This is a genomic window from Janthinobacterium lividum (genome assembly GCF_034424625.1).
In the GTDB taxonomy this organism is placed as follows: Bacteria; Pseudomonadota; Gammaproteobacteria; order Burkholderiales; family Burkholderiaceae_D; genus Janthinobacterium; species Janthinobacterium lividum.
Genome location: NZ_CP139976.1, coordinates 5,692,446 through 5,718,947, shown reverse-complemented (window position 1 = coordinate 5,718,947; position 26,502 = coordinate 5,692,446). Strand labels below are relative to the sequence as shown.

The following is a 26,502-nucleotide window of genomic DNA, read 5'->3' as shown; positions in this document are numbered from 1 at the left end:
CGCATGATCAATGTCTTTGTATTACAGAATGGCCGGCTCAACCAGGTGCCGATCGACAGCCGCGCAGACCTCGAAAATGCCGAACCGGTGTGGGTCGACCTGACCGACCCTACCGATGATGAACGGGCCTGGGTCAAGGCCATCTACAACGTCACCCTGCCGGGCGAAGACGAAGTCAAGGATATTGAAGCGTCGGCCCGCTATTACGAAGCGGAAAACGGCGACTTGCACCTGCGCACAGATTTCCTGCGCGAAGAGGACGATGGTCCCTCGCGCGTCATCACGGTCGCCTTCATCCTGGCCCGCAAGATCCTGTTTTCCATGCATACGGACGACTTGCCCGTGTTCCGCCTGGTGCGCATGCGCGCCCGTTCGCGGCCCGGCTCGATTGCCGACTACATGGATGTGCTGCTCGACCTGTACGCCACCGATGCCGAATATTCGGCCGACGTGCTCGAAGGCATCTACCAGAACCTGGAAGAAGTCAGCACGCGCGTGCTGCAAAAGGAATTTACCGATGCGCACGCGGCCGAAGCGCTGAATGCGATTGCCCACGAGGAAGATTTGAATGGCCGTATCCGCCGCAACATGATGGATACGCGCCGCGCCGTGAGTTTCCTGATGCGCGGCCGATTGCTCAATTCCGAGCAGTTCGAGGAAGCGCGGCAGATTTTGCGCGACATCGAATCGCTGGACGGCCATACCTCGTTCCTGTTTGACAAGATCAACTTCCTGATGGATGCCACCGTCGGTTTCATCAACATCAACCAGAACAAGATCATCAAGATCTTCTCGGTGGCCAGCGTGGCCTTCCTGCCGCCGACCCTGATCGCCAGCGTATACGGCATGAACTTCAAGCTGATGCCGGAACTGGAATGGTCGTTCGGCTATCCATGGGCCTGGGGCTTGATGATCACCAGCGCCATCGCACCGTTCCTGTACTTCCGCCACCGCGGCTGGCTGAAGTAAACCGCATCGCCGGGGCGCTTTCCGCGTCCCGGTTTCAAGACGAACGCAGCGAATTCAAAAATCAGCGATAATCACTGGTATTGCGTGGTATTGAATTGGTATTTACGCGTCGACGCCTGCCTGGCGCCCGATTCTTTCCCCCGTTGGCTGCCTTTTGCAGAAAAGTATCGTCATTCAGACGTTTTCTGCGTGGTAGCGTCCGCCTGTTCCACCTATGATCGTTGCGATGCCTGCCTTGGCCGGCTGGCCGCCGCATTTCCCGTCACCGTTGCCTTCTGGAGAGTCCATGCCTGATACCGCCACCACCCCACTGCGCTATACCCATTTGATCAGCGACTGCGATGGCGTGCTGATCGACAGCGAAGCCGTGGCCCTGCAAGCGCTGCTGGAATTGCTGGGACCGCGCCTGCAGAACTTGCCCGAGGGCGTCACCCTGCAAGGCTTGATCGAGCCGCGCCTGGGCCAGCGCCTGGTGCCGCTGATGCAGGATATCTACAAGGAACTGGGCTTGCCGCAATTGCCGGCCGACGAGATCATGGCCATCGGCAACGCCGTCGATGCGGCCTGCGACGCGCAGCTGCGCGCCGTGCCTGGCGTGGCGCAGGCGCTGGCAGCCATTCCCCTGCCCAAGGCCGTCGCCTCGAACAGCGTCAGCGCGCGCGTGCTGTCGGCGCTCGAGCGGACCAGCATGGCGCCGCTGTTCGACAAGCGCGTCTTTACGCCGGACCTGGTGGGCCACGCCAAGCCGCATCCGGGCGTCTACCTGGCGGCAGCTGCCGCCTTCGGCGTGCCGCCAGGCCAGTGCCTGGTGCTGGAAGACAGCGTCACGGGCGTGACTGCGGCCGTGGCGGCGGGCATGACGGTGCTGGGGTTTATCGGCGGCGGGCATATCGCGCCCGGCCAGGAAGCGCGCCTGAAGGCGGCCGGTGCGCATGTCGTGTTCAACGACATGGCCAGGCTGCCGGCGCTGGTGGCCGCGGTGATGGACACCGCGGCGGTGTAACTTTACGCGAGCTTGGCAAACACCTTGCGCGCGGCGGCGATGGTGGCGTCGATGACGGCGTCATCGTGCTGCGCCGAGACGAAGCCTGCCTCGAAGGCGGCGGGCGCGAAGTACACGCCTTCGTCCAGCATGGCGTGGAAGAAGGCGTTGAACTTGCTGCGGTCGCCCGCCATCATTTCCGCGTAGCTGGTCGGCGGGGTGGCGCTGAAATAGATGCCGAACATGCCGCCGATGTAGTCGGCGCAGAAGACCACGCCCGCTTCTTGCGCGGCGGCGGTCAGGCCTTCGGCCAGGCGCTTGGCCGTGGCGCCCAGCTGCTCGTAAAAGCCAGGCTGCTGGATCAGTTTCAAGGTGGCCATGCCGGCCGCCACGGCGACCGGGTTGCCGGACAGGGTGCCGGCCTGATAGACGGCGCCCAGTGGCGCCATGTTGTGCATCAGCGCCGCGCTGCCGCCGAAGGCCGCCACCGGCATGCCGCCGCCGATCACCTTGCCCAGCGCCGTGAGATCGGGCTTGATGCCGTACAGCGCCTGCGCGCCGCCCAGGGCCACGCGCAAGCCGCACATGACTTCATCGAAAATGAGCAGGGCACCGTGCTGCGTGCACAGTTCGCGCATCGCCTGCAGGAATTCCGGCGTGGCTTTCACCAGGTTCATGTTGCCGGCCACCGGTTCGACGATGACGCAGGCGATTTCCGCGCCGAAGCTGTCGAAGGCGTCTTTCAGCTGTTCCACGTTGTTATAGTCGAGCACCAGGGTGTGCTTGACGAAATCTTCCGGCACGCCGGCCGACGTCGGGTTGCCGAAGGTGAGCAGGCCGCTGCCAGCCTTCACCAGCAGCGAGTCGGCGTGGCCGTGGTAGCAGCCTTCGAACTTGACGATCTTGTCGCGCCCCGTGGCGCCGCGCGCCAGGCGCAGGGCGCTCATGGTCGCTTCCGTGCCCGACGATACCAGGCGCACCTGTTCGATCGACGGCACCAGGCGCGTGATTTCCTCGGCCATCAGCACTTCGCCTTCCGTCGGCGCGCCGAACGACAGGCCCAGCGCGGCAGCATCCTGCACCGCCTTCACCACTTCCGGATGGGCGTGGCCGACGATGGCCGGGCCCCAGGAACCGATGTAGTCGATATAGCGCTTGCCGTCCGCGTCCCAGAAGTACGGGCCTTCGGCGCGCGTGATGAAGCGTGGCGTGCCGCCGACCGAGCGGAAGGCGCGCACGGGAGAATTGACGCCGCCTGGCGTGGTTTTTTGTGCGCGGGCAAACAGGATGTCGTTTTGTGAAGTCGTCGTCATGATAATCGTGCCTTGAAAGTGGATCGTTGTCTGTGTCGTCTGTACTTATTGGGCGCCGCGCTGGCGCTGCTGCCGGAACAGGCGGTTCGGCACCAGCTTGCCCATGCCGTGGCGCTGCGCGTGGGCCAGGGCGCCGGCCGTGAATTCCTGCGCCGCCACGACCACCTGCGGCACATCGTCTTCATCGTTCGCCAGGGCCAGCAGGGCGGTGGCGGCGGCAGACAGGGTGCTGCCGGCGCCGTTGAAGATGCCAGGCAGGTGCTGCCATTCGTCGTGGCGCACCACGCCGTCCTCGCCGAACAGGGTGTTGGCGCGCAGCTTGCCTTCGGCCGTGCCGGACTTGCTGGCATCGGCCGGCATGCCGGTGACGAGCACGTATTCGCAGCCCAGGGCCACCAGGTAGTCGACGTCGTTTTGCAGGGTGTCGTCCGGATCGGCGTCGCGCCAGGTCTCGGCCAGGCGCTCCAGTTCCACCGGCGAGAGCACCAGCAGGGTCGTTTGCGGGATCAGGAGCTGGCGCACGGCCGTCAGGATGTCTTCATCGTCCATGCCCTGTTCCGGCAGCGCCGAAATGAAGGGATCGAGGATCAGCGGCACGTTCGGATAGTCGGAGACGATTTCGGCGATGGCCGTGACGTTTTCCACGCTGCCCAGCGCGCCGATCTTGATGGCCGAGACGGACATGTCTTCCAGCAGCACGCGCGCCTGGTCGGAAACCCAGTCCGGGTCGACCGCCTGCACGTCTTCCACGCGCGCCGTATCGCTGATCAACAGGCCCGTGGTGACGGACAGGCCATGGCAACCGAAGGCTGAAAACGTGGCCAGGTCGGCCTGGATGCCGATCGCACCGACCGGATCGGATACGCCGAAGCTTAATATGAGGGGAGAAGTTTGGTTTTGCACGGCGGGTAGATTAAGATACCTAATTCAGCATTTTACTTGATTGAAGGGTGGCAGAACGTGAGTAGCAACGAAACAACGCAGCAATTCCAAACGTGGATGTGTCTTATTTGCGGCTGGGTTTATGATGAAGCGGCCGGCATGCCCGACGAAGACATCGCTCCGGGCACGCGTTGGGCCGATGTTCCGATGAACTGGACCTGTCCTGAATGCGGTGCGCGCAAGGATGATTTCGAGATGGTGGCGCTGTAATCAATCGAGATTCATGGGATGCCGCTGCCGCACGCAGGTATCGCGGCTGCCTGTGCTATGGTATGAAAGATTGTCGAATAATCACATGACGCGTCCCTTTTTGCCCGAGGCGCCGCCCGATGCCGTGTGCGCCAGCGCCACGATACTCGTCATCGACGACAGCGCGACGATACGCAGCGCGGCCGCGAAGATCCTGGGCGAGGCCGGTTATCGCGTGGTGGTGGCGGAAAACGGCTTCGATGCCCTGGCCAAGATCGCCGACTGCCGGCCGGCGCTGATCGTGTGCGACATTGTGATGCCGCGCCTGGACGGCTACCGTACCTGCGCGCTGATCAAGGCCAGTGCGGCCTTCCACGCCACGCCGGTGCTGATGCTGTCGTCGAAGGAAGGCTTGTTCGACCGCGCGCGCGGTGCCATGGCGGGCGCCAGCGCCTGCCTGGCCAAGCCGCTGGCGCGCGAGGCGCTGCTGGAGGCCGTGCGGTTGCACCTGGCCGGGCATTTTGAATAAGTGTTTTTATTGATTGACAACGCAGCAAGGAAGCAGATGGCCATACACACAATTCTGATCGTCGACGACTCGCCGACAGAACGCTATTACCTGAGCGAGATGCTGGTGCGTGCCGGTTATGCCGTCCTCACGGCGCAGGATGGCGCCGACGCGTTGGCGCAACTCAAGCAGGCCAGGCCCGACCTGATCCTGATGGACGTGGTGATGCCCGGTGCGAATGGCTTCCAGATCACGCGCGCGATTGCGCGCGATCCCGAACTGCAGGACGTGCCGGTGATTATCTGCTCCAGCAAGAGCCAGGAAACGGATCGCATCTGGGGCTTGCGCCAGGGCGCGCGCGATTACCTGGTCAAGCCGGTGGTCGAAGCCGAGCTGCTGGCCAAGATCGCCGCGATTTCCTGAGAATGCACACGATGCCAGGTCACGGCGTGTCCACAGCGGCCCTTTCGCCTGCCGCTGCCATGCCATCTTTCGAGACGGGCGCGCGGCAGGGGCGCTTGCGCCAGTATCAGCTGCAATTGATCGAGCGGATACAGGCCGCGCGCAGCGGCGCGCTGGCAGCGCGCAAGGAACTGGGCGTGATGCTCGGTGGCCGGCCGTGCCTGCTCGACCTGACGCAGCTGGGCGAAATCGTCATTGCTTCCGGCGTGCAGATCCAGGGCGTGCCGCTGGCGCAGGACTGGTACCTGGGCCTGGCGGCCATGCGCGGACGCCTGACGGCGGTCGTCGACCTGGCCCGCTACATGGGCGAGCCGGCTTGCGTGTCGGGCAATCACTGCCGCATCATCACGTTTTCTCCCCGTCTGGGCCTCAATTGCGCCTTGCTGGTCGAACGCGTACTGGGCTTGCGCCAGTTGCGCGCGATGCAATCCGTGCGCGTTCACGATGCGGCGCAGGGTGTGCTCCCATCGTGGGCGGCGCAGGCGCTGCGCGACAGCGAAGGGCAGCAGTGGCTGCGCCTGGACCTGGCGCAGCTGGCGCAATCGGAACGCTTCCTCGATGCCGGCTTTGACGGCTACCCCGACCACAAGGATATTTGCTGATGGGCGCCAATTCCCCCATTCTGGCGGCCGGCATGCCCGAAGCGCAGCACGCTGCGGACGCGCCGGCATCGGCGGCAGACCTGCCGCTGCGCCTGCGCGACGCGCTGGGACGGCGCAAGTCGCTGGCCAGCGCGCCGGTCAGCGACTTGAAGCTGCCGCTGATCGGCCATTTTCCGCTGCAAAAGCAGCTGAGCATCCTGTCGACGCTGATGGCCCTGAGCCTGGCCGCCAGCCTGCTGTTCGTGGGGCTGAACACGCGCAGCGGCAATATCGCCTCGGCACAAACGCAGCTGGCCAGCGATGCGCTGATGCATTCGCAACGCATCGGCAAGGCGGCGCCCAACGCCGTGCAAGGCAATCCGGAAGCCTTCCGCCAGCTGGAGGAAAGCCGCAATGAACTGAACCAGGATTTCCGCCTGATGCTGCGCGGCGGGACGTATCACGGCCGCGATATCGGCGAGTCGCGTGCGGCCCTGCTGGCGGCGGTGGCCGACGCGCGCAAGAAGTGGGCCAGCAGCGACCGCGCGGCCAGCACCATCCTGCGCCTGAAGCCGGAGCTGGGCGAATTCGACAAGACCTTGCAGCAATTGAATGGGCTGTCGCCGGCGCTGCTGGCGCAGACCGAGGAAATCGCGGCCCTGAAGGTGCAGCGTGGCGGCAATGCGCGCGACCTGGCCGTCATCGGCCGCCTGATGATGCTGAGCCAGCGCATGAGCCGCAGCGCCAGCGAGTTTCTGTCGTCGGGCAGCATCAGCTCGGAAACGGCATTTTCGCTGGGACGCGACACGACGTATTTCCGCACCGCCGTGGAAGGCTTGCTCAATGGCAGCGTGTCGCTGCAATTGGCGCCCACGCGCGACGCCGAACTGCGCGACCGCCTGGTGGCGTTGAAAGCCAGTTTCGACACGTACCAGAAGCTGGTGTCGTCGATACTCGACCGGCTCGACAAATTCAGTTCGGCGAAAAGCGCCGAACAGCTGATCTTCAACGAGAACGAAGACCTGCGCCAGCGTTTGACCCTGCTGCAGCAGATGTATCACGTGAACCAGGAAACCCTGGGCATCGCCTTCTGGATGATGGTCGGCGGCGTGTTGCTGACCCTGATCGCGGCGGCCGGCATCGGCCGCGTGCTGCTGCAGGACTCCGTCAACCGCACGCGCGATGCCGAGCGGCGGCGCCAGGAAGCGGAAATCCTGCGGCTCCAGTCGCAGGGAAAAGAGGAAGAGGCGAAGGCTAGGAATGAGCAGAACCAGGCGGCCATCCTGCGCCTGATGAATGAGTTGCAGAAGGTCGCCGATGGCGACCTGACGGTGCAGGCGACCGTGTCGGAAGACATTACGGGCGCCATCGCCGATTCCGTCAACTATACGGTGGAGGAATTGCGCGGCCTGGTGGGGAGGGTGACGGCGACGGCCGAACAGGTCAATCGCGCCTCGACGCAGGCGCAAAGCATTTCCAGCAAGCTGCTGATCGCGTCGCAGCAGCAGTCGCGCGAAATCCAGGGCGTCAGCGCCACCGTGGTCAAGATGGCCAATGCGATTACCGACGTGTCGAAGTCGGCCAGCGTCTCGGCCGACGTGGCGCGCCAGTCGGTGGCGGCCGCGCAGCAGGGTTCGACGGCGGTGGAAAACGCCATCAAGGGCATGCATGAAATCCGCGAGCAGATCCAGGATACGTCCAAGCGCATCAAGCGCCTGGGCGAATCGTCGCAGGAAATCGGCGAGATCACCGAGCTCATTTCCGACATCACCGAGCAGACCAATGTGCTGGCGCTGAACGCCGCCATCCAGGCCGCATCGGCCGGCGAGGCGGGGCGCGGTTTTTCCGTCGTGGCCGAGGAAGTGCAGCGCCTGGCCGAACGCTCGGCCGCCGCCGCCAAGCAGATCGGCGCGCTGGTGCGCACCATCCAGGCCGATACCCAGGATGCGACGCGGGCGATGGAAACGTCCACGCAGGGCGTGGTCGAGGGCGCGCGCCTGTCGGACGCGGCCGGCGCAGCCTTGAACGACATCAGCCAGGTGTCGAAACACCTGGCAGAACTGATCCAGGGCATTTCGTTCGCCACCGGCACGCAGGCCGGTTCGGCCAGCGGCGTGGCCTTGAATATCCAGCATATCCTGAGCGTGACGGAGCAGACCCAGGATGGCACGCAGCAAACGGCGCAATCGATCCATAAACTGTCGATGCTGGCGCAGGAACTGAAAAATTCGGTGTCGCGCTTCCGCGTCGCCGCCTGAACGCCGCGCCAGTCCAGGCGATTTCCTTACCGAGGCATGCATGAGCACACCTGATAGTCCACAGCAGTCCAAGCCGTTCGACAGCGAACCTTTGTCGTGGGTGATGGTGGAAATCCGCGAAGCGCTGGGCCGCTCGAAAACGGCCCTGTTCGAGGCGGGTGGCCGCGAGCGCGAGGAACGCGCCACGGCCCTGCAGCATGCACGCTCGCATCTGCACCAGGCGCATGGCGCGCTGGTGATGGTGGACGTGGCCGGCGCCAGCCTGCTGACGGACGGCGCGGAACAGGCGCTGGCGCGCTTTCGTGACGGCAGCCTCGAATACACGCTGGACCATGCGCAAGTCGTCGCCGAACTGTATCAGGCCCTGATCGAATACCTGGAAGATCTGGTGGCCGGCACGCCGCCGCAGCCGACGCGTTTGTTTCCCTACTACCGCGACCTGCAAACCATGCTGGGCGCCGAGCGCAGTCACCCGGCCGACCTGTTCTTTCCGCCGGCATCGATGCTGGAAGGGCATGCCATCGCGCTGGCGCAGGCGCCCCCGGTGGCCGATTATCCGGCCTGGCGCGGACGCTTTGAAAAGTCCCTGTTGCCTTTCCTGAAGGCGCAGGATGACGCGACGCGGCGCCAGCATGCCAGCGACTTGCACGCCACCTTGACCCTGGTGGCCGACGCGCAGCAGGAAGCGCCGGCGCGCACCTTCTGGTTCGCCATGCAGGCCTTTGCCGGGCTGGCGGCCAGCGGCGAGGGCATGGGCACGCTCAATGTCAAACAGTTGTTCGGCCTGATCAACCTGCAATTGCGCCGCCTGGCGCAGGGCACGGCCAGCCTGCCCGAATCGATGCTGCGCGACGCCCTGTTCTTCATCGCGGCCGCCACCGAGCCGACGCCGGAGGCACGCCAGCTGCGCGCCGCTTTCGCCCTGGAGGGGCAGGTTCCCGCCGACGTGGAAACGCGGCGCTACGGCCAGGTTGACCAGGGTGCCTTGCAAGGCGCCCGCACGGCCCTGGCGCAGGCGCGCACCAGCTGGAGCCGTCTGGCGCAAGCCGACCTCGATCCAGCCCTGGGCACGGATTTCGAAGAGTCGCTGCAACAGGTGGCCGCACATGTAGAGTCCTTGAAGCAGCCGGCTTTGGCCAGCCTGCTGCGCGAATGCGCGGCCGTGGCGCGGCAAGCCGTGGCCAGCGGGCGCAGCGCGGCCCTGGAAAATGAAATCGGCATGGCGCTGCTGTTTGCCGACACGGGGCTGGAGCAGCTGCGCCGCCTGCCCGACGATTTTGCCGGCAATGCGGAAACCATCGCCGCGCGCCTGCAGGCATTGCTGGCAGGCGAAGCGCCGCCGCCCGTCACGGCGGGCGAGATGTCGCGCCAGATCGAACAGGGCCAGACGGTGGCCGCGCTGGCCGAGGAAATGAAGACGGGTCTGCGCCAGGTGGAAAAGGTGCTCAACGCTTATTACGCGGATACGTTGCGGCCGGAGGGGGCACTCGATGGCGTCGCGCCGGTGCTGGGCCAGTTGCAGCAGCAGCTGGCCGGGCTGGGACAGGAAGACGCGCGCGCCGCCGTGCTGCAGGTCGACGCAGCCGTGCGGCAGCTGGCCGGTAGCGGCGCCAATGCGGAGGCGCATGCGGAGGCGCTCGACGAGATCGCGCAAAATGTCAGCGCGCTGGGCTTTTTTGTCGATATGCTGGGCCGCAATGCGCAGGCGGCCAGCGGGCGTTTCCATTTCGATGCCGCCGCCGGCACCTTCCGCGCCCTGCCATTTGAGAGAGTCGCCGCCGCCGGTGCCGTACCGGTGCCATTGCTCGACCAGACCCTGGCGCCCGCCGCGCCTGCCGGCATGGATGCCGCGCCCGCCGTGACCGATGTCGATGCGGAGATGCTCGATATCTTCCTGGCCGAAGCGCGCGAAGTGCTGGCCTTTATCGACACCACCCTGGCCCTGCCGCGAGAGCAGGCCGCCAGCGGCGACCACCTGGCCATGCTGCGCCGCTCGTTCCATACCCTGAAAGGCAGCAGCCGCATGATCGGCCTGGCGCAGTTTGCCGAAGCGGCCGGCGCCATCGAACGCGTCATGAACACCTGGCTGGCCGAGGCGCGCCCCGTCAGCGACGACTTGTTCACCTTGCTGAATTACGGCTGGTACCAGCTCAGCGAATGGGTGGCCGAACTGGAAGGCGGAGCGGGACGCGAGCGCGAGGCCGGCATGCTGCTGATGGCGGCCGAGCGCGTGCGCGAAGGCGGCCCGTTCGAATTGCGCAAGCCGCGCCCGGCCGCGCCCGTGGCCAGCAATGGCAATGTGATCGGACTTCCCCTGGCCACGGCGCCCACGCTGCACGAAGCGCCGGACGATCACCTCAAGCACGTGGGCGAACTGCGCATCAGCCTTCCCTTGTACAACATCTACCTGGCCGAGACGGATGAATTGCTGCGCGTGCTCACGCGCGACTTCGGCGAGTGGCGCCATGAACAGCGCGCCGTCAGCGCGGAGGCGCTGCAAGCCGTGCATACGCTGGCGGGGACCTCGGGCACGGTGGGTTTCCAGTCCCTGCGCGACCTGGCGCACGCGCTTGAAACGGTGATTGAAACGGTGGTGCCGCCGCTGGCCGGCCTGCGCGCCGAACAGCACGACGTGCTGGAGCAAGCCACGCAGCGCATCGGGCAAATGCTGCAGGCGTTCGCGCTGGGAGATTTGGCGCCAACGCAGCCGGACATGATCGAAGCGCTCAACACCCTGTGGCGCGCCTTGACGGCGCCGCCCGGCGAGAGCCAGGAAGACCGGCTCGACGCCCTGTTTGCGGCCGCCTACGCCAGCATCGTCGGCACGCCGGCCCAGCCTGCGGAGTCGCTACCCGACGCGCTGGCCGACGCATTGGCCGAGATTCCTGTACCACAGCTCGAGACGCTGTTCGAAGCGACGTATGCGAGCATCGTCGCCGACGCGCTGCAGCCGGCTGCTGCCGAAGTGCCGGCACCGGCGCCGATGCAGGACAGCGGCATCGGCGATGACCTGTTCGACGCCGGCTTCGAGCACGCGCCGCCATTGGAGCACGCGGCGCCGGAAGCGCCGTCGCCCGCCATCATGCCGGCCGACGCGGCCGCGCTGCTGGCGGCGAGCGCCGGAATCAGCGATGAACTCGACCTCGATTTATTGTCCGTTTTCCTGGAGGAGGGCGCCGACCTGTTGCCGCAGATCGGCGAGGCGCTGCGCAGCTGGCAGCAGCAGCCGCACGACAGTGGCCAGGCGCAGATGCTGCTGCGCACCCTGCATACGGTCAAGGGCAGCGCCCGCATGGCCGGTGCCATGCGACTGGGCCAGCATGCGCATGAAATCGAGACGCATATCGAAAACATGCTGCATGCGGGTACCGCCACGCCGCAGGCCTTCGAGGAATTGCTGGCCCACTACGACCATGCGCTGCACCTGTTCGAACAGTTGCAGCAGCCCTTGCTGCCCTTGCCGGGCATGGAAGACACGCCGGCCGCCGAACCGAAGGCGGCCCTGGTGCGCGTGCGCGCCGATATCCTCGACCGCCTGGTGAACCAGGCTGGCGAAGTGTCGATCACGCGCTCCAAGATGGAAAATGAAGTCGGCGTGCTGGGCGCTTCGCTGGCCGAGTTTTCCGACAACCTGGCGCGCTTGCGGCGCCAGCTGCGCGAAGTGGAAATGCAGGCCGAATCGCAGATCGCCTCGCGCATGGCCGTCGGCAGCGAGCGCGATTTCGATCCGCTCGAATTCGACCGCTTTACGCGCTTGCAGGAACTCACGCGCATGATGGCCGAAAGCGTCAACGACGTGGCCTCGTTCCACGAAAACCTCAGCCACAGCGTCGATGCGGTAACGGACGACCTGGTGCTGCAGGCGCGGCTGACGCGCGAGCTGCAGCGCGACCTGATGCAGATCCGCATGGTGCCGTTTGCCAGCATCGCCGAACGGCTGTTCCGCGTGGCGCGGCAAAGCGCCAAGGAAGTCGACAAACGCGTCAACCTCGACATCCGCGGCGGCGGCGTGGAAATCGACCGCAGCGTACTGGAACGCATGGCGGCGCCCTTCGAGCACCTGCTGCGCAACGCCATCGTGCACGGCGTCGAGCCGCGCGACGCGCGCCTGTCCGCGGGCAAGAGCGAAACGGGCGAGCTGCTGGTGCAGGTCAGCCAGCAGGGCAATGAAGTGGCGATCGCCTTTTCCGACGATGGCGCGGGGCTGGACCTGGAACGCATCCGCGCCAAGGCGCACGGCGCCGGCCTGGTGGCGACGGATGCGCCATTGACCGATGCGCAGGCGGCCGAACTGATTTTCACGCCCGGCTTTTCCACCGCCGACAGCCTGACGGAACTGGCCGGGCGCGGTTTTGGCATGGACATCGTGCGCTCCGAAGCGCTGGCCCTGGGCGGGCGCGTGGAAACGCTGACGCAGGCGGGCCTGGGCATGCGCTTTACCATCCACCTGCCGCTGACCCTGGCCGTCACGCAAGTGGTGCTGCTGGCGGCCAGCGGCAAGACGTATGCCTTGCCATCGGTGCTGGTGGAGCAGGTGCTGCACCTGAAAGGCGAACAGCTGGAGCAGGTGCGGGCGGCCGGGCGCATCGAGTCGCACGGGCAGTCGCTGGCGCTGCACCACCTGTCGGCCATGCTGGGCGAGACGCCGGCGGCGCAGGCCACGCAGCGCTATGCGCCCGTGCTGTTACTGAGGAATGGCAATGACAGGCTGGCCTTGCAGGTCGATGACGTGGTGGGCAACCGCGAAGTCGTGGTCAAGCACGTGGGCCCGCAGCTGGCGCGCATGCCGGGCATTGCCGGCGCCACGGTGCTGGGCACGGGCGACATCGTGCTGATCCTCAATCCGGTGGCGCTGGCACAGCATCTGGAGCACCATCCGGAACTGTTGTCGCAGTATGCGCTGGCCAGCAGCGAGCAGCATGCCGTTTCCAGCGCGCTGGCCGTGCCTGCCGTGCGCGTGATGGTGGTCGACGATTCGCTGACGGTGCGCCGCGTGATGCAGCGCCTGTTCGAGCGCGAAGGCTACCAGGTGCTGCTGGCCAAGGATGGCGTCGATGCGCTGGAACAGCTGTATGCGCTGGAGCCGGCTGCCATGCCGGCCCTGCTGCTGGTCGACGTGGAAATGCCACGCATGGATGGTTTTGATTTGACGCGCAATGTGCGCAGCGACGACAAGACGCGCGCCATCCCCGTCATCATGATTACCTCGCGCAGCGCCGACAAGCACCGCGCGCACGCGTTCGAGCTGGGCGTGAATGCGTATTTCGGCAAGCCGTTCCAGGAAGAGGAATTGCTGGCGGAAGTGCAGCGCCTGCAAACGGAGGCTGGTGCCGAAACACCGCGGCAACCATAACAGGCGTGCATCGCCAAATCAGGAAAACAATGAGCCTTCACGCCAAACTGAAAAAACTCGAAGACAAAGCCATGGCCAAAGGTGAGCATGCGGTCGCCGCGGCCGCGGCCCATCTGTTGCAGGATATCGACTCCATCGACAGGCAAATCAACCTCGTCGGGGCGTTGCATGAAGTGGGCTATCTGCAGAACTCGCTGAAGCCCTACTGGAATGCGTTCAGGGCCGATGAGCCGGCATGGATAGTACGCTGCCTGGCAAGGCTGGTCATTGCCGATCATGACTATTGGGCACTCGCCGCGCTGTTGGGGTGCGACGGTCCGGCCACCATCGGCATCGCCATCGGCAAGGGGTTCAAATCCGCCGCGACGAGGCAGTACGAACGTTTTGACAAACCCGCTGTCCATGTCGACACCCTGTATTTGTCAGGCATGGGCAAGGTGCTGCACCCCATACTGGAAGTCGGCTATGACACGCGGGAAATGATCAATGTCGACGTGGGAAGGGCGCGGGCACTGAGCATCGACAATCAGTTGGACACTGCGCAATGGCAGCCAGGTGACCCGCTGGGGACGGGCGGACTATCCCTTTCCATGCAGGCGAAACTTCCGCACGGCGCCTGGCGGTCGGTGTGGACGCCGTTCACCGCACAGGAAGCCGGTGGCCTTACTTGACCACTTTGACCACTTCATAACGCTCCAGGGTCTCCTTGCGCGCCTCGTCGTGCTGCACCAGCGGTTCCGGATAATCGCGCCCCAGCATGATGTTTTTTTGCTCGAGCAGCATGCGCGGCACCAGCCAGGGGGCATGGATTTCCTTGTCGCCCAGCGCCTTCAGCTGCGGCAGGTAGCGGCGGATGAAGCGCCCGCTGGCATCGAATTTTTCCGACTGCGTGACGGGGTTGAAGATGCGGAAGTAGGGCTGCGCATCGCAGCCGGACGACGAGGCCCATTGCCAGCCGCCGTTGTTCGAGGCCAGGTCGAAGTCATTCAGGTGTAGCGCGAAATACGCTTCGCCGCGGCGCCAGTCGATGCCCAGATCCTTGATCAGAAAGCAGGCCGTGACCATGCGCAGGCGGTTGTGCATGTAGCCCGTCTGGTTCAGCTGCGCCATCGCCGCGTCCACCAGCGGATAGCCGGTGCGCCCCTCGCACCAGGCGGCAAACAAGGCATCGGCCTCGGGGCCCGTTTCCCAGGCGATGGCGTCGTAGGCGGGTTTGAAGGCGCCGCCTTCCACGTGCGGGTTCTGGTACAGAATCATGGCATAGAAATCGCGCCAGATCAGTTCCGCCAGCCACACGGGCGCGCCATCGCCGCCACCGCCACGGTCCATCAGGTCGACCACGGTGCGCACCAGATAGCGCAGCGACACGGTGCCGAAGCGCAGATGCATGGACAGGTAGGATGGCCCCTTCAGGGCGGGAAAATCGCGCGCCACGTCATAGCGGGCCACGCGCGGCAGGAAATCCTCAAACAGTTGACTGGCGCCCGCCATGCCGGTGGGGATGGCCAGTTCGGCCAAGTTGCTGGCCTCGAAACCCAGCTCGCCCAGGGTGGGCAGGGAGGCCGGCGTGCCGGCGCGCGGCGGCGCCAGGCTGGCCGCATGCGGCTCGATATCGAACGGCGCCAGGCAGGCGGGTTCGGCGCGCATTTTCTTTAGCCAGGCATTCTTGTACGGCGTGTAGACGGTATACGGCTTGGCCGAGAGCGTCAGCACCTCGTCCTTTTCAAAGATGACCTGGTCCTTAAAACTGAACCACAGGCGCGCGTCGCGCGTGAGCGCGGCGGCCACGCCGGCATCGCGCGCGATCGCTTGCGGCTCGTAGTCGTGGTTGGCAAAAACGGCGTCGGCGTTCAACTCGGCGGCCAGGCGCGGGATGGTCTCGGCCGCGTCCGCGTGCAGCACGATCAGGTCGCCGCCCAGCTGGCGCAGCTCGCTGGCGAGCTCGGCCACGCTGGCATGGATGAAGTCGACCCGCCGGTCGCGGCGCGGCAGCGTTGCCAGGATGGCGGTGTCGTACACGAAGACGCAATGCACGGCCTGGCTCTGGCGCAGGGCGTGATGCAGTGCAGCATGGTCAAATGCGCGCAGATCGCGCCGGAACCACACCAGGGAAGTCTTGATTGTCATTATTTCGCGTGTTCAGGGTCAAAGATAGGCGATTTTTTGCCGCCAACTGGGCTTTATGGCCGCTCGCGTCGTGCCTTTGGCGTCGCTGCGGCGGCAATTCAGTGTAAACTACCGGGTATGTTCATGGTGCTTTATGTGCGACAGCGATTTTGCAATCAATTTTACAATTGGCATTGAAATGCGCTTGCAGGGAAAGCGACGTTTCCTATCAAGCAAGTCACTCAGCGTGCAGGATGTCGCCGCATGGCACAGCGAATTGATAACTAATTTATAACATAACAAGAATAGCGCCTGGCAATACGGTTCCCGCCGCCCAGCATTCGCGGCAGGATGTGCCAGGCGTACGATAGCGGGGTAAGCGAGACTTGCCAGCAAGCCCACAGAGAGAGCATCGCGTATGAAAAAGAGTAAAATCGACCAGACTCTACCAGGACATCGTCTGATGCAGGGTGTGGGAGAGCCGGCCGCGACCGGTTCCTCCACCCTGAATCTGGCCAACCATTTCCTGATTGCGATGCCGGCCATGCAAGATCCGATCTTCGGCGGCACGGTCGTGTACGTGTGTGAACATAATGAAAACGGCGTGCTGGGCGTCGTCATCAACAAGCCCACCGACATGACCATGGAAGTGCTGTTCGACCGCATCGACCTGAAACTGGCGGCCGGCAGCGACACGCCCATCATCAACGAACCGATCATGTTCGGCGGCCCCGTGCAGGACGACCGCGGCTTCGTGCTGCACACGCCGGGCGCGCGCTATTCCTCGTCGCTGACGGTGACCGATGAAGTGGCGTTTACCACGTCGATCGACGTGCTCGAAGCCGTCGCCAAGGGCGATGGCCCCGAGCGCATGCTGGTCTCGATCGGCTATTCGGGCTGGAGCCCGGGCCAGCTGGAAGACGAGATCGGCCGCAACGGCTGGCTGACGGTAGGCGCCTCGGCCGATATCCTGTTCGATTTCCCCATCGAGCAGCGCTACGTGGCGGCCATCAAGTTGCTGGGCATCGACCCCCTCATGCTGGCCAGCGAGGCCGGACACGCATGAGGTGGATGCCATAAACCTACTGCGCAGCCCACTTTCGGGCATCCGTTGCTCGCTGTACCTTCGTACAGCTCCGCTACTCAACCCGACATTGAGCTTGCTCGCTACGGTTTCTGGCACCACCTATGTTGATCTTTATTATGGAAAAATGCTGTGACGAGTGACGCCATCGACACCATCCTCGCCTTCGATTTCGGCTTGAAACGCATCGGCGTGGCCATCGGCAATACCATGATTTGCCAGGCCAAGCCGCTCAGCGTGATCACGGCCACGGCGAACGAGCCGAAGTTTGCCGCCATCGATAGCCTGATCAGGGAGTGGGGCGCCAGCCGCATCGTGGTGGGCTTGCCCAGCCATCCCGATGGCACGGAACACGAGATGAGCGCGCGCTGCCGCCGTTTCGCCAACCAGGTGCATGGCCGCTTCAACCTGCCGGTGGAACTGGTCGATGAGCGTTACTCCTCGGCCGTCATCGCCGCCAAGCGCGGTGAAGTCATCGACGACCGCGCCGCCGCCATCATCCTGCAACAGTATTTCGACGCGAATTATTAATCTGACCCTAGACTTCCTCCCTGAATGATCAAGAACTCTATGCCGCATCCTACGAATCCTTCCCAACTCGACGCCGAGGCCCTGTACGCGGTCTTGCTGCAGCAAGTGCAGAGCGGCCTGGCGGGCATCCCCAACGTGGCCATCGTCGGTATCCATTCGGGCGGTGCCTGGCTGGCCGAACGCCTGGCGCGCGACCTGAACCTGGTCGACCGCCTGGGTGTGCTCGATGTCTCGTTCTACCGCGACGACTTTGCGCAGAAGGGCCTGCATGCGGACGTCAAGCCGACGCAGATCAGTTTTGACGTGGCCGGCGCCACCATCCTGCTGGTCGACGACGTGCTGTACACGGGCCGCACCACGCGCGCGGCCATCAACGAATTGTTCGACTATGGCCGCCCGGCGAAGATCATGCTGGCCGCCCTGGTCGACCGCGGCGAGCGCCAGTTGCCGGTGGCCGCCGATTTCGTGGCCGCCTTCACAGCCGTGCCGCCGGGCCAGGCCCTGGTCCTGAAGCAAGCCGACGATGGAAAATTCACGCTCACCATAGATACCCACCATGCTTAATCCGCAACTGAATAAACACGGCGAACTGCAACATCTGCTGACGATCGAAGGCTTGCCGAAGTCTATCGTCAACCACATCCTCGATACCGCTTCCTCGTTCGTCGGCATCTCCGACCGCGATGTGAAAAAGGTGCCGCTGATGCGCGGCAAGAGCGTTTTCAACCTGTTCTTTGAAAACTCCACGCGCACCCGCACCACCTTCGAGATCGCCTCGAAGCGGCTGTCGGCCGACGTCATCAACCTGAACATCCAGGCGTCGTCGGCCAGCAAGGGCGAGTCCCTGCTCGACACGATCGACAACCTGTCGGCCATGCATGCCGACATGTTCGTCGTGCGCCACGCGCAGTCGGGTGCGCCCTACCTGATCGCCAAGCACCTGATCGACACCAGGCAGCCGCACGTCCATGTTGTCAACGCGGGCGACGGACGCCATGCGCACCCGACCCAGGGCTTGCTCGACATGTACACGATCCGCCATTACAAGAAGGATTTCACCAACTTGACGGTGGCCATCGTGGGCGACATCCTGCACAGCCGCGTGGCCCGTTCCGACATCCACGCGCTGACCACGCTGGGCGTGCCGGAAGTGCGCGCCATCGGTCCGCACACCCTGCTGCCGGGCGGCCTGGAGCAGATGGGCGTGCGCACCTTCACCAACATGGATGAAGGCCTCAAGGGCGTCGACGTGATCATCATGCTGCGCCTGCAAAATGAACGCATGAGCGGCGCGCTGCTGCCATCGGCGCAGGAATACTTCAAGAGCTACGGCCTCACGCCCGAGCGCCTGGCGCTGGCGAAACCGGACGCCATCGTCATGCATCCGGGCCCGATGAACCGCGGCGTGGAAATCGATTCGGCCGTGGCCGACGGTCCGCAGGCGGTGATCCTGCCGCAGGTGACCTTCGGTATCGCCGTGCGCATGGCGGTGATGAGTATTTTGGCTGGTAATCAGGGCTGATAGCCCAAGGACGAGTAAGCGAGCATGACGACACTACATATCAAGAACGGCCACCTGATCGACCCTGCCAACGGCATCGATGGCTTGCAAGACCTGTTTATCGCCGACGGCAAGGTGCTGGCCGTGGGCAGCGCCCCGGCCGGTTTCAAGGCCGACACCACGTTTGACGCGGCCGGCCTGGTGGTTTCCCCCGGCCTGGTCGACCTGTCCGCGCGCCTGCGCGAGCCGGGCTACGAATACAAGGCGACCCTGGAATCGGAATTGCAGGCAGCTCTCCAAGGCGGCGTCACGAGCCTGGTATGCCCGCCCGACACCGACCCCGTGCTGGACGAGCCGGGCCTGGTGGAGATGCTGAAATACCGCGCCAAGACGCAGAACAAGGCCCACGTGCATCCGCTGGGCGCACTGACCATGGGCTTGAAGGGCAAGTCGCTGACGGAAATGGCGGAACTGACGGAAGCGGGCTGCATCGGCTTCGCGCAGGCGGAAGAGCCGATCGAAGACACCACCGTGCTGCTGCGCGCCATGCAGTATGCGAACACCTTCGGCTACACCGTCTGGCTGCGCCCGCAGGATCCGCATATCGGCCGCGGCGGCATCGCCCACAGCGGCCCGCTGGCGTCGCGCCTGGGGCTGTCCGGCGTGCCCGTGATGTCCGAAACCATCGCCCTGCACACGATTTTCGAATTGATGCGCGCCAGCCGCGCGCGCGTGCACCTGTGCCGCATCTCGTCGGCGGCCGGCCTGGAACTGATCCGCGCGGCCAAGGCCGAAGGCTTGCCCGTCACCTGCGACGTGGGCGTGCACCATGTGCACCTGACGGACGCCGATATCGGCTTCTTCGACCCGAATGCGAGGGTCACGCCGCCGTTCCGCAGCCAGCGCGATCGCGATGCGATCCGCGCCGGCCTGTTTGACGGCACGGTCGACGCCATGTGCTCGGACCATACGCCTGTCGACGACGATGAAAAACTGCTGCCGTTCGGCGAAGCGTCGCCCGGCGCCACGGGGCTCGAGCTGCTGCTGTCGCTGGCCCTGAAATGGGCCGACGACTATGCGCTGGCGCAGCCGCAAGCGGGCGCCCGTCCGCTGGCGCGCGCCGTGGCCAAGGTCACGGCGGACGCGGCCCGTGTCGCCGGCATCCCGGCCGGCAGCCTGGCCGTGGGCGAAGCGGCCGACATCTGCGTCTTCGATCCCGCCGCGCGCTGGACCGTGTCGTCGGCGTCGCTGGCCAGCCAGGGCAAGCACACGCCTTTCCTCGGCTATGAGCTGAGCGGCATCGTCAAGGCGACCATCGTTGCCGGACAGGTGGCGTTTCAGCGTTAAAAAATCAGATCCATGGACCGGGGCGCGCTGCCCCGGCATCCCTTGTCTGCTCCCGGATTTCGGTTCTGGTTTATTTGTTGGTGTGATTTGAAACTTCTGCTTACCTACCGCCTCGCGCGCATCGCCATTCACCTGGGCTGCGGCATGGCCAAGAGCGCCGTGCTCTTTCCCTGGCTGGACCTGGAGGGGCGCAACCGGCGGATCCGCCGCTGGTCGACGCAACTGCTCGACATCTGCGGCGTGCACGTGGCGCAGCCGGCAGACAGCGTGCCGGCACTCGACCATGCGATGGTGGTGGCGAACCACGTTTCGTGGCTCGATATCTTCGTCATCAATGCCGTCCACCCCTGCCGTTTCGTCGCCAAGGCGGAAATCCGCGCCTGGCCGATCCTGGGCTGGCTGGCGGGGCGCGCCGGCACCATTTTCATTTCGCGCGGCAGCAAGCGCGACCTGCGTTTGATTTTCCAGGGCCTGGTGGATAAATTGACGGCGGGCGAGCGCATTGCGTTCTTCCCCGAAGGCACGACCGCCGCGCAAGGACAGATCCTGCCGTTTCACGCCAACCTGTTCGAGGCGGCCATCGACGCGCAAGTGCCGGTGCAGCCGTTCGCGCTCGTGTATGTGGATGACAAGGGAGCCTTGCACCACGCCGTCGATTTCATCGGCGAGATGAGTTTTGCGCAAAGCATGGTGGCGATTCTGAGCGGCCCGCCCATCACGGCGCGCCTGACCTGTCTGGCGCCAGTGGCGACGCTCGACGCGCACCGCCGTGAACTGGCAGCGGCAACGCAGGCGACTATCGCCGCCACGCTGCCGCTGGACCAGGCGGCTTAGTTCTTCACGTGCAGCCAGCGCGCATGCGCGGCGCGGGCCAGGTAGTCGAGGATGAAACCGAGTATGCCGATCAGCACGATGGCGGCCATCAGCTCCGAATACGCGAGCCGGTCGCGCGTGTCGAGGATGAAGTAGCCGAGACCCGCCGACACGCCCAGCATTTCCGCCGGTACCAGCACGATCCAGATGATGCCGATGGCCAGGCGCACGCCCGTCAGGATATCGGCCGTAATGCCCGGCAAAATCACCTTGAAGACGATCTCGCTGCGCGTGGCCGACAGGCTGCGCGCCAGCAGCAGCCAGTTCGGATCGAGCCGCGCCACGCCGGCCGCCGTATTGAGCAGGATCGGCCAGACGGCCGCAAACGCCAGCAGGAAGTACACGGGCGCGTCACCGACACCGAGCACCATCACGGCAATCGGCATCCACGATAACGGCGAAATCATGCGCAGCAGCTGGAACAGCGGCATGGCCGCGCCGGAAAAGCTCTTCGACATGGCCACCAGCACGCCCAGCGGCACGCCGATGACGATGGCCAGTCCCAGGCCCACGGCTACCCTTTGCAGGCTCAGTACCACGTGCAGCCAGATATCCGAACCGCCCACCATCTCCTGGAACGCCAGCGCCGTGGGCAAGGGGGCGAAGGCGGTGGCGATCGGCGTGGATTTCTCCAGCGCCGTCACGCCCATGGACCACAGCAGCAAGGCACAGGCCAGCCCCACCAGGGGCAGGCCGAACTTCGTGAACAACTTGCTTGCCATCGTCAGACCGCCACGGTTTCGCTGCGCAGCAGGTTGGCCGGCAAGCCGAAGGCGGCCGGGCCGCCGACTGCCGTGATGGCCTTGCGCACGAAGCGGTCATCGACCAGGTCGCGCGCGGCGAACTTCGGATCGAGGTTGGCCAGGAAGCGCGTATCGCCTTCGACCTTGGTGCGGCCAATGGCGCGCACCAGCTCTTCCGTGTACGAGGCGAACGGATATGGCTGGAAGTCGATGCGGCGCTGCTGCCAGTTCTTGTGCACGATCAGGCCCTGTTTTTCATAGCTGGCGTAATCGGTGGTGGCCAGCACCTTCGTCAGCACTTGCAGCGGATGCGGCGTGTAGCGGTGCTCGCCCACGTTCGACAGCAGCTTGGCCGTGTCGACCTGGTTCGAGCGCGTCCACAGCTGCGCCTTGACGATGGCGTTGGTGACCTTTTGCGCCCATTCGGGACGCGTGTTGATGTCGCGTTCGGACAGGAACGTGACGCAGCATGCATGGTTTTTCCACACGTCGCCCGAGAAGCGCAGGATCTTGCCGATGCCGGCGTTTTCTGCCGCCGCATTGAACGGCTCGGCCACGATGTAGCCGGCAATCGACTTGCTGGCCAGCGCGGAGACCATTTCGGCCGGCGCCAGCACGATCAGATTGACCTCATTCGATTTGATGGCTGCGTTGCGCGCGCGCGTGACCGGGGTCAAGCCATTGGCGCTCAGGATTTGCTGCAACAGGATGTTGTGGATCGAGTACCAGAACGGGATGGCGACCGTGCGCCCGCCCAGGTCGGAGACCTTGTTGATCTCGTTGGCCACCGTCAGCGCGGAACCGTTGACGTGGTTCCAGGCGACGACTTTCGCGGGGAACTTGGCGCCGTAGCGCACCCACAGGGTGGCCGGCGACAGCAGGTGGATGACGTTGACCTGGCCGGCGACGAAGGCTTCGATGATCTGCGCCCAGCTGCGGAACAGGCGCGGCGTTTCCGCCTGCAAGCCTTCCGCTTCGAACAGCTTGCGGGCGTGCGCGACGAGCAGCGGGGTGGCGTCGGTAATCGGCAGGTAGCCGATCTTCACGGGCTGGTCGTCGCCTTTCGGACCTTGCTGGGCCATGGCGTCGCCGGCGAACAGCAGCGGCGAGGCGACGCTGGCCGTGGCCAGGGCCGACATGCGCAGGAAGTCGCGCCGCGTCAGGCCGCAATCGCAATCGGACGAGGCGCAGATGTGCAGGGGTTTGTTTTGGTCTTCGAATGTCATGGGAATGTTCCGGTCGATTAATGGGGAGCAAAGGCGGGCGTTTGATCCTGCTTTTGCAGCGCCTGCAGGGCGTCGAGGATGTCCATCTTGAGGGCGATCACGTCAGCGCTGTGGCCGATGCGCGGCTGGGCGATGGCGACGGGCCATTCGCGCACGATGTTGCCCGGCTTGCCGCCCATGAGCAAGATGCGGTCGGCCACGAGGATCGCTTCATCGATATCGTGCGTGACGAGCAGCACGGCCGTGTGCCAGCGGTGCACCACGTCGACCAGCAGCGACTGCATCTCGGCGCGCGTGATGGCGTCGAGCGCGGAAAACGGTTCATCGGCAAACAGCAGTTCCGGTTCGCGCGCCAGCGCACGGGCCAGCGCCACGCGCTGCGCCATGCCGCCCGACAGGGCGGACGGGTACAGTTTTTCGCGGCCCTTCAAGCCGACCGCTTCGATGGCTTGCGCCACGCGCGCCTGGTGCGCCTCGCGCGTGAGCTGCGGCTGGTGCTTGAAGTCCAGGCCAAAACCGGCATTGCCCGTGACATTCAGCCAGGGCAAGAGGCTGGCCTGCTGGAAGACGAGGGCGCTGCGCGGATCCGGTTCGCGCATGGGCGCATCGAGGAACTGGATCTCGCCCGTCGATGGCGGCTGCAAGCCGGCCAGCACGCGCAGCAGGCTCGATTTACCGCAGCCGCTGCCGCCCAGCAGGCAGACGATTTCACGCTTGCGCACGCCCAGCGAGACGTGCTGGAACACAGGCGCCGTGCCGGGATAGGCGTAGCTCAGGTCCTGTGCCTGCAGCGCCCAGTCTTGCGCCGCTGCCGTCATGCCGGGGCTCCCGCCGCCTTGGCCGCCTGCTGGCTGTCGAACAGCTGCAAGGCCGCCTGCAATTGCGTCAGGCTGGGGGTGACGATGGGGATGAACGACGATTCGCGCCAGCGGCGGGCAAAGCCCTGCTGCTCGGCGTTCAGGTAGGCGCGCCCGCCCATGGCTTGCAGTTCCAGCATCAGCGCCTGCTGCAGCACGTCGGCCAGCTGTATGCGCAGGCGGAACATGGCTGGCGCCTGCGTCTGGAAGCGGCCATCATGCACGCCGGCCAGCAGGGTAGCGACGGCGTTTTCCAGGGTGGCTTGCAGCGCTTCGATGCGGGGCGTGAGCTGGTTGCGCGAGCCGGCGGAAATCTGCGCCGCTTTTGCCAGGCTGGCGCGCGCCAGGCCGATCGACAGGCCGCACTGCATGCCGAGGAACGATGGGCGCACCTGCGGCAGCCAGGCTGGCGCATTGTCGCTGATGATGTCCGCGGCGGGAATGTGCACCTGCGCCAGCTTGACGGAAGCCGTATTGCTGCCGCGCAGGGCGATCAGGTCCAGGTCTTCGCTGCGCTTGACGCCTGCCGTACCGCTGTCGAAGGCGACGATGACGGGGGGCGCGCCATCGTTCGGCGCCACCGCGGCCGCCGCGACAAAGCCCGCCTTGCGCAAGTTCGTCACCCAGGCCAGGCCGCCGTCGACCAGCAGGCCGTCATCGTGGCGCGCGCCCGTGATCTGCAACTGCTCGATGCCGGACAAGAATTTCATGGCGTTCGACAAACCGCTGGCGCCCGCTTGCGTGCCTGCCAGCAGGCCTGGCAAGCGGCGCTCGGCCAACGCGCGGTTCTCGCTTTGCAGCAGGAATTCGATGAAGCAGCGCTGGCCCCAGAAAACAAAAGCTGCCGTCACCGATTGCTCGGCCACTTTGGCGATGGCGTCGATGGCGTCGCGTACGTCGCCGCCCGCGCCGCCATGTGCCTGCGGCACGCCGATAGCCAGCAGCTGGTCGCCAGCGAGGGCCGGCAAAACGGTTTCAGCCAGTTCCGATGATTGGTCAAGCTGGTCGGCATGCATGTGCAGCCAGTGATTGAGGCGGCCCATGTCAGACGGCGCCAGGCAGGTAGGGCGTCAACTGCGGATTGACGGGCGTGCCGGCCAGGCTGTTGGAGAAATTGCACAGGGTGGCCAGGCTGATGCCCAGCACGACTTCCAGCGCCTGCTGTTCCTCGTAGCCGGCGGCCAGGAAGGCTTGATATTCGGCGTCGCTGACGGCGCCGCGCGTGGCGATGACGGCCGTGGCGAAGGCGGCGACGGCATCCAGTTTGATGTCACCCGTCGGCTGGCCGTGCTGCAGGGCGCGCACCGTGTCCGGTGTCTGGCCCGCTTTTTTCAGCGAGATGGCGCTGTGGCCGGCGATGCAGAAATCGCAGCCATGGATGCGCGCTGCCGTGATTTGCACCACTTCGCGTTCCATCAGGCTCAGGCTGGCGCGCCCATTGATGCCGGAGACGGTCAGATAGGTTTCCAGGGCCAGCGGGGCATTGGCCAGCACGCCGATCAGGTTGGGCAGGAAGCCATTGTTGGCGATGGCCTTTTCCACGAAGGGACGGCTATCGGCCGGAGCGGTATCGAGAGTGTGCAGCGTCAGACGGGACATGGGGTACCTTGCTAAGTTGGTAAGTCACCCGGCCATTATATCGGCCATGCCGTGTGCGCAACAGACGTCAGCGTCGCCCTTTTGTGCTCGTTCGTCTGCGATTGTGAGATCCTTGATTTCAGCTGGCCAGCTGGCGCAGGCGCTGGTCGCGCCGGTAGGCGCCCGGCTGCTCGCCCGTGACCCGCTTGAAGGCGCGCGTAAAGGCGGCGTGCGAGCGGTAGCCCACCAGTTCGGCCGCGCGTTCGACGGAGACGCCGTCGTGCAGCCGGCGCGCCGCGATCTTCATGCGCAGCAGGAGCAGGAACTGGGCCGGCGAGTGGCCGCTGGCGCTGGCGAAATGCTTGCAGAAGCTGGCGCGCGACATGCACGCTGCCTTGGCCATGTTCTCGATCGACCAGTCGGCGGCGGGGGCGTTGAGCATGCGTTCGAGCAGCGGCGAAAACGCGGGCTGGTGCAGCAGCGACAGCAGGCCGGCCGCCACCTGCTCGCCCTGCGCCACATGGCGGATCAGGTAAAAGAACAGCAGTTCGACCAGGCGCGCGATGAGCGGCGACGGTTGTTCCGGATCGCCGCCCGCTTCCGCCAGGATCAGGTCGAACAGCGCGGCGGCGGCGCTGAAGGCGGGCGCGTCGCCGCGTATCAGCAGATATGGCGGGAAGGAGTCGACGATCAGCGCTGAGAGGGCACCGCGAAATTGAAAGAAGCCGCAGGCCAGCGCCGTCGCCGGCAGTTTCGTGGGCGCCTGCAGCGGCAGCATGGCTTGCGCGCTGACCGCCTGCAGCGGGTCGCTATGGGGACTCAGAAAGTGCGGCAAGTCGCGCAGCAGGAAGACGCCGTCGCGCGGGCCGAGCGCAATCGGCGCCGCGCCATCGAGGTGCAGATAGCAGTGGCCATCGAGCACCAGGTGAAAGCTGCCCAGTTCCCGGCCTGCCGTGGAGGCGCGCCAGCGGCCGCAGTACTGGCCCACATGCAGGACGGCGGTGTCGAGTTCCAGGCTGCCGAGCAGCCAGCGCGCCAGTCTGTCGGTATCAGGGGGCATGGGATCGCACAGACAAAAGCTGCATCATAAACGTTGCAT

24 protein-coding genes are annotated in these 26,502 nt (G+C 65.1%); 15 read left to right on the top strand and 9 right to left on the bottom strand.

The annotated features are described in order from the left end of the window. Nucleotides 1-3 precede the first annotated feature (3 nt). Together corA and U0004_RS25830 are read left to right on the top strand one after the other, a co-directional pair. Entirely contained in the window at nt 4-969 is a 966-nt protein-coding gene (gene corA, locus U0004_RS25835) for a magnesium/cobalt transporter CorA (RefSeq protein WP_034746658.1), read from the top strand. Nucleotides 970-1,255: 286 nt separating this feature from the next. Continuing rightward, a complete protein-coding gene (locus U0004_RS25830) occupies nt 1,256-1,972 on the top strand; it encodes an HAD family hydrolase (protein WP_034780243.1) in 717 nt (238 codons plus the stop codon). Between the two features lie 2 nt (nt 1,973-1,974). Here U0004_RS25830 and hemL read toward each other — a convergent pair whose 3' ends face one another. Then, complete coding sequence (gene hemL / locus U0004_RS25825; protein ID WP_034780241.1) at nt 1,975-3,264, bottom strand: glutamate-1-semialdehyde 2,1-aminomutase; 1,290 nt, start codon at nt 3,262-3,264, stop codon at nt 1,975-1,977. Between the two features lie 45 nt (nt 3,265-3,309). Further along, the gene (gene thiD, locus U0004_RS25820; RefSeq protein ID WP_034780239.1) at nt 3,310-4,167 is read right to left on the bottom strand and encodes a bifunctional hydroxymethylpyrimidine kinase/phosphomethylpyrimidine kinase; all 858 of its coding nucleotides are present in this window, start codon (nt 4,165-4,167) and stop codon (nt 3,310-3,312) included. 96 nt (nt 4,168-4,263) lie between these two features. Between thiD and U0004_RS25815 the strand changes: the two genes are divergently transcribed. The 7 genes from U0004_RS25815 to U0004_RS25785 all read left to right on the top strand — a co-directional run bounded on the left by U0004_RS25815 (nt 4,264) and on the right by U0004_RS25785 (nt 14,228). Further along, entirely contained in the window at nt 4,264-4,416 is a 153-nt protein-coding gene (locus U0004_RS25815) for a rubredoxin (RefSeq protein WP_034780237.1), read from the top strand. Nucleotides 4,417-4,501: 85 nt separating this feature from the next. Beyond that, the gene (locus U0004_RS25810) at nt 4,502-4,924 is read left to right on the top strand and encodes a response regulator (protein WP_070255929.1); all 423 of its coding nucleotides are present in this window, start codon (nt 4,502-4,504) and stop codon (nt 4,922-4,924) included. A 36-nt stretch (nt 4,925-4,960) separates the two neighbouring features. Beyond that, on the top strand, nt 4,961-5,326 hold the full coding sequence (locus tag U0004_RS25805) for a response regulator (protein WP_034780235.1): 366 nt from the start codon (nt 4,961-4,963) through the stop codon (nt 5,324-5,326). A 59-nt stretch (nt 5,327-5,385) separates the two neighbouring features. Next, nucleotides 5,386-5,967 (top strand): chemotaxis protein CheW, encoded by a 582-nt coding sequence (locus U0004_RS25800; protein WP_070256117.1) that lies wholly within the window; start codon nt 5,386-5,388, stop codon nt 5,965-5,967. Then, nucleotides 5,967-8,204: a methyl-accepting chemotaxis protein gene (locus U0004_RS25795; RefSeq protein WP_034780233.1), complete on the top strand. Its 2,238-nt coding sequence runs from the start codon at nt 5,967-5,969 to the stop codon at nt 8,202-8,204. The genes U0004_RS25800 and U0004_RS25795 overlap by 1 nt, the downstream gene beginning before the upstream one ends. A gap of 40 nt (nt 8,205-8,244) precedes the next feature. After that, a complete protein-coding gene (locus tag U0004_RS25790) occupies nt 8,245-13,557 on the top strand; it encodes a hybrid sensor histidine kinase/response regulator (protein WP_070255928.1) in 5,313 nt (1,770 codons plus the stop codon). A gap of 29 nt (nt 13,558-13,586) precedes the next feature. Continuing rightward, complete coding sequence (locus U0004_RS25785) at nt 13,587-14,228, top strand: hypothetical protein (RefSeq protein WP_070255925.1); 642 nt, start codon at nt 13,587-13,589, stop codon at nt 14,226-14,228. Here U0004_RS25785 and U0004_RS25780 read toward each other — a convergent pair. Continuing rightward, nucleotides 14,221-15,684 (bottom strand): cryptochrome/photolyase family protein, encoded by a 1,464-nt coding sequence (locus U0004_RS25780; protein ID WP_070255922.1) that lies wholly within the window; start codon nt 15,682-15,684, stop codon nt 14,221-14,223. The two genes, U0004_RS25785 and U0004_RS25780, sit on opposite strands and share 8 nt — an antisense overlap. Before the next feature lie 442 nt (nt 15,685-16,126). Between U0004_RS25780 and U0004_RS25775 the strand changes: the two genes are divergently transcribed. The 6 genes from U0004_RS25775 to U0004_RS25750 all read left to right on the top strand — a co-directional run bounded on the left by U0004_RS25775 (nt 16,127) and on the right by U0004_RS25750 (nt 20,960). Then, complete coding sequence (locus U0004_RS25775; protein WP_034746689.1) at nt 16,127-16,729, top strand: YqgE/AlgH family protein; 603 nt, start codon at nt 16,127-16,129, stop codon at nt 16,727-16,729. Between the two features lie 165 nt (nt 16,730-16,894). Beyond that, the gene (ruvX, locus tag U0004_RS25770; RefSeq protein WP_070256114.1) at nt 16,895-17,278 is read left to right on the top strand and encodes a Holliday junction resolvase RuvX; all 384 of its coding nucleotides are present in this window, start codon (nt 16,895-16,897) and stop codon (nt 17,276-17,278) included. A gap of 39 nt (nt 17,279-17,317) precedes the next feature. Beyond that, nucleotides 17,318-17,842, top strand: coding sequence for a bifunctional pyr operon transcriptional regulator/uracil phosphoribosyltransferase PyrR (gene pyrR, locus U0004_RS25765; protein ID WP_070255920.1), 525 nt, complete (start codon nt 17,318-17,320; stop codon nt 17,840-17,842). Beyond that, nucleotides 17,835-18,800, top strand: coding sequence for an aspartate carbamoyltransferase catalytic subunit (locus U0004_RS25760; protein WP_034780223.1), 966 nt, complete (start codon nt 17,835-17,837; stop codon nt 18,798-18,800). Before pyrR ends, U0004_RS25760 begins: the two co-directional genes overlap by 8 nt. A 24-nt stretch (nt 18,801-18,824) precedes the next feature. After that, entirely contained in the window at nt 18,825-20,126 is a 1,302-nt protein-coding gene (locus U0004_RS25755; RefSeq protein ID WP_070255919.1) for a dihydroorotase, read from the top strand. 87 nt (nt 20,127-20,213) lie between these two features. Further along, entirely contained in the window at nt 20,214-20,960 is a 747-nt protein-coding gene (locus U0004_RS25750; protein ID WP_034780218.1) for a lysophospholipid acyltransferase family protein, read from the top strand. Here the strand turns inward: U0004_RS25750 and U0004_RS25745 are convergent. From U0004_RS25745 to U0004_RS25720, 6 genes are all read right to left on the bottom strand, one after another. Beyond that, nucleotides 20,957-21,721 carry an ABC transporter permease gene (locus tag U0004_RS25745; protein WP_034780216.1) on the bottom strand — a complete coding sequence of 255 codons (765 nt, stop codon included), beginning with the start codon at nt 21,719-21,721 and terminating at the stop codon, nt 20,957-20,959. The two genes, U0004_RS25750 and U0004_RS25745, sit on opposite strands and share 4 nt — an antisense overlap. Before the next feature lie 2 nt (nt 21,722-21,723). Then, nucleotides 21,724-22,968, bottom strand: coding sequence for an ABC transporter substrate-binding protein (locus U0004_RS25740; protein WP_070255916.1), 1,245 nt, complete (start codon nt 22,966-22,968; stop codon nt 21,724-21,726). 17 nt (nt 22,969-22,985) lie between these two features. Beyond that, nucleotides 22,986-23,786, bottom strand: a complete 801-nt coding sequence (locus U0004_RS25735; protein WP_034780212.1) for an ABC transporter ATP-binding protein — start codon at nt 23,784-23,786, stop codon at nt 22,986-22,988. Further along, entirely contained in the window at nt 23,783-24,868 is a 1,086-nt protein-coding gene (locus U0004_RS25730) for an acyl-CoA dehydrogenase family protein (protein ID WP_070255914.1), read from the bottom strand. The genes U0004_RS25735 and U0004_RS25730 overlap by 4 nt, the downstream gene beginning before the upstream one ends. Nucleotide 24,869: 1 nt before the next feature. Continuing rightward, complete coding sequence (locus tag U0004_RS25725; RefSeq protein WP_034780208.1) at nt 24,870-25,424, bottom strand: carboxymuconolactone decarboxylase family protein; 555 nt, start codon at nt 25,422-25,424, stop codon at nt 24,870-24,872. A gap of 118 nt (nt 25,425-25,542) precedes the next feature. Further along, nucleotides 25,543-26,463 (bottom strand): AraC family transcriptional regulator, encoded by a 921-nt coding sequence (locus U0004_RS25720; protein WP_070255911.1) that lies wholly within the window; start codon nt 26,461-26,463, stop codon nt 25,543-25,545. Nucleotides 26,464-26,502 lie beyond the last annotated feature (39 nt).